This window comes from Nonomuraea longicatena, from assembly GCF_039525605.1.
GTDB lineage: Bacteria > Actinomycetota > Actinomycetes > Streptosporangiales > Streptosporangiaceae > Nonomuraea > Nonomuraea longicatena.
Map to the genome: position 1 here is coordinate 1 of NZ_BAAAHQ010000098.1, position 3443 is coordinate 3443.

General features: G+C 62.6%; 2 protein-coding genes and 1 pseudogene. All 3 read right to left on the reverse strand.

The features are described 5' to 3' along the window. Positions 1-1264, reverse strand: a pseudogene (locus ABD120_RS39475) (hypothetical protein); the annotation flags it as partial. Positions 1265-1284: 20 nt separating this feature from the next. Continuing rightward, on the reverse strand, positions 1285-2754 hold the full coding sequence (locus ABD120_RS39480) for an ATP-binding protein (protein ID WP_343955628.1): 1470 nt from the start codon (positions 2752-2754) through the stop codon (positions 1285-1287). Positions 2755-3069: 315 nt separating this feature from the next. After that, positions 3070-3443 (reverse strand): WD40 repeat domain-containing protein (locus ABD120_RS39485; protein ID WP_425564122.1); only part of this gene is annotated, 374 nt, incomplete at its 5' end.

Consider the following 3443-nt stretch of genomic DNA (forward strand, 5'->3'; position numbering starts at 1 on the left):
AGGCGTCCAATGCTTCTACCAGAGATGCCGGAAGTGGAAGCTCAGGCATGTGGCCCTTGCGGTGACCGTCGGGCATCCAGTCCTCGTGGTCGCCGATTTCCCGGATGATCGGGAGCGGCTCACGGATTTCTGCCGCGGAGGGGTCTTCAAGACCAAACACGACCTCGGGGCCACAGTAGTTCGAGGGAGGTTCCAGGGCCACCATAAAACTGCGGGGGAACAGGTCCGCACCGTACTTTTCATGGGAGGTCGACTCCGAGATGAAGATGTTGGCAAACGGTGTAGCCGTATAGGCGAGGTACACCCGCTTCTCGAAGAGCTCCAAGAGTTCGCGGATGGCTTTGTTGATCGCGGTCGGATCGTGGTCGGGGTCGCTCTGGGTGCGGCCCTTCGCGGCCTTCTTCGTGTCGACGGATGCATAGTCGGCCTCGTCGTCGATCAGAAGCAGGGGAGCGTTGCGGATCAGCCGGGAGCTGTCAGGACCCGTTGTGGCGGCATTGGCAAGCCAGTCCCGGAGGTTCTCCAGGATCCTCTTGTTTTTCTTGGAGACGACCAGGACCCGGAAGGAGTGAATGTCGATCGCGCTGCCCTGAAATTTGGCTGCAGTGAAGTCGCTGTCGCGGGTGGTCAGGGTGAGGCAGGCAACCTCTGGCTTCTGGAGGCCCAACGTACCGACCCCGATGTTCATCGAGTCCCCGGAGGTGGAATCCCTGGTGAACTTGCTGTTGAACCCGAGGAACTCCAGATCGAGGCGCGCCTGGGTCTGGTGGCGAAGACTCTCGTGCTGGCTAGTGAGAACGATCACGACCTGGTAGCCGGCGTCGACAGCCTTGGAGATCACCCCTGTGTAACTCGCGGTCTTGCCCGACTGAACCTGCCCGTAAACCATCCCATAGGTCTTCCAACTGCCGGGCCGTTTCGGATCCTCCATCAGACCGAGAATCTGGTCGGTGCTCCCGTCCAACGCCTCGATTGCTCCAGGTTTCCACCTCTTGGAGAGCAGGGTGCGGTATCGCTTCCAGTAGGAGAATTTGATGCCCGCTCGCCGTTGCTCCAGCCAGGGCTCGTGTCCGTCAGGGTCGCTGACCACCACCGGTGGAGTGATCCAGACATCGAACTCGGATTCAAGGACCTTAACCAGGTCGTCGACAGAGATCTCACCCTGGGTTGGCCTCAGTACAACAGCGACCTGCGACGCAATCTCCCGGAGACGTTCGGGGGTCCGCTGATGCCGCTCCAGGCTCAGAACCGCGTTCTTGGCCATTTCGACAGGGTCAAACACGTTCAATCCTCCTCGGTCGTCTCGGACTTGACGATCTCCTGGATGAGACCGGGGTACCGGCTGAAGGGCTCAGATTCCATGAGGGCGGAGGTGAGGGCGGCTCTGACCACCGGATCCTGTGGAAGTCCAGTCAGCATCGAACGGAACTCGGAGAGGATCTCCTCAACGTCAGGAGCTTCTACCTGCTCCTGCGCAGTTGACGTCGCCACCTCTTGGACGACCAGGTCGATCGGGAATGTCGTTTCGATAAGCCGCAGGAGGCCTTCGAGGGACTCTCCTCCGGGGCCGGTCAGCGCTGCGCTGACGAGCGGGTGGGAGCGGTTCACGAGGTACTCCGACATGCCAAGCCGCCGAACCTGTTGCCATACGAGTTGAACCTCGCCCCGAGCGCGATGGCCAGGGACCGGGGTGCCACGATGGGTGAAGACTCGTTCTGAGCCCGCTCGCAGGTCCTTCGCGATCTCGGCCAGACGTTTCTCGATCGGAGATGGTGGTCGAACGGTGGATTTCCGGACGTCGACCTCCCAGTCGAGGTCCGCGCCGGGGGGGATCTCGACGGAGAGCCGGGCCAGTCGGGTGGGCTGGGAGTTGTAGAGGCCAGAGATCCCAAGCCAGCCGCCTGCTACCACGAGCCGATCGCCCCGATAGACGTAGAACCCCTGTCGGGCAAGCATCCCACCCGACCCAGTGGACTGGGTGGTATCTCCCTTGGAGAGTCGTGAAGGATGGGGAAGGATCACCGGGTTAACTCGGATCCGGTGGTGGCCGTGCTTGAGGTCCTCGTAGCCGCGGTCCTGGGTCGCTGGGTGCGTGCGGAGGAAGGGATCCATCGCCTCCAGACGATTCCCACCGACCAGGATGGCGAGACGCTTGTTAGCAATGAAGCGGTGGAACAACAGAGAGAGCTCCCGGCCTGCTTCCTTGATCCGGCGAGAAAGATCGGGGCCGTCCCCCAGCCTGTCGGGGTTCCGCCAAAGGACGAGGGTGCCCTGGCCGGTGAATCCCAGTAGGTCGACGATTGCTCGGGCCCCATCGTCCAGTTCGGTGAGCACCATCCACTGGCGCTGGTGTGTGACGTGGTCGATATCCCACGTCCGGCTGGATAGCTCCCCGTTGGAGTCCCGCGACAGCACGGTGAGTTTCCTGACCTGGGACAGGGACGCCGTCTTCAAACCGAGCCCAAACCGACCGAGGTCGCTGGCGGCGCGGTGTGCGTTGGGATTGCGAGCGAACCGCATGGCGGACCTCAGCTCGTTCTCGTTCATCCCGCGCCCGTCGTCCAAGACGGCAACCCATGCTGACCCCGGATCGGAGGAGTACTCCACCCGGACATTCTGGGCTCCGGCAGCAATACTGTTGTCGATCAAGTCGGCAAGGGCTGTTGGCAGGTCATATCCGAAGGCGCGCAGCGACTCGATCAGGTCCTCGGCACATGGGTCGAGGAGCTCGTCTGCTAGACCAGATGCCGTCATATTCAGCTCGGATCTCTCTCGTTCTCCGCTTTACCGAGAGGCTAGAGGAGGGGGCCGACAAAAGCGATGGACGTAACGAACCGAGATTGGTGTCATGCGGGCGCAAAAGGATTCTATGTAGCGTACTCAGTGTCGGGGAACGGGCAACCGGGGCTGATTCGGGCCGGATGGGCGGGAATAAACCTCGAAGCTCGGGTATCTCGCCATGGCACGCGTCGGGGGGCCGAAGGCCGCGGTTCTGGATGAGGGCCTGGTGTAATTCGGCGGTTGTGGACACCACCAGCGAGCACCGCACTAGATTCGAAGAGCCGTGATCTAGCGCGCCGCAAAGGTCTGTTCAGGGAGGGTCGGCTTTCCGAGATCGAACATCAGGACGCCGTGATCGGTTCCGATGGCAAGGCGACTGCTGGCATGGGCGAGTGCTCTTACGGAAGCCGAGAGGGGCAGCCCGTCGGTGGCGGTTGGGGTGGCGGGGTTCCAGAGCCGCACCGTATGGTCGTGGCTGCCGGTGGCCAGTAGTGGGGTGCCGTCGGCGAGTGTCGCGAAGGCGACTGCCGACACCGCGCTTGCGTGGCCGACCAGTGTGGTGCGTTGGCTGCCGGTGGCGGGGTTCCAGAGCCGCACCGTATGGTCGTGGCTGCCGGTGGCCAGCAGCGGGGTGCCGTCGGGGAGTGTCGCGAAGGCAATCG

Excerpts from the sequence above, each read along its gene's own strand:
- ABD120_RS39480 (WP_343955628.1), bottom strand. The coding sequence starts at position 2,754 with ATGACGGCATCTGGTCTAGCAGACGAGCTCCTCGACCCATGTGCCGAG.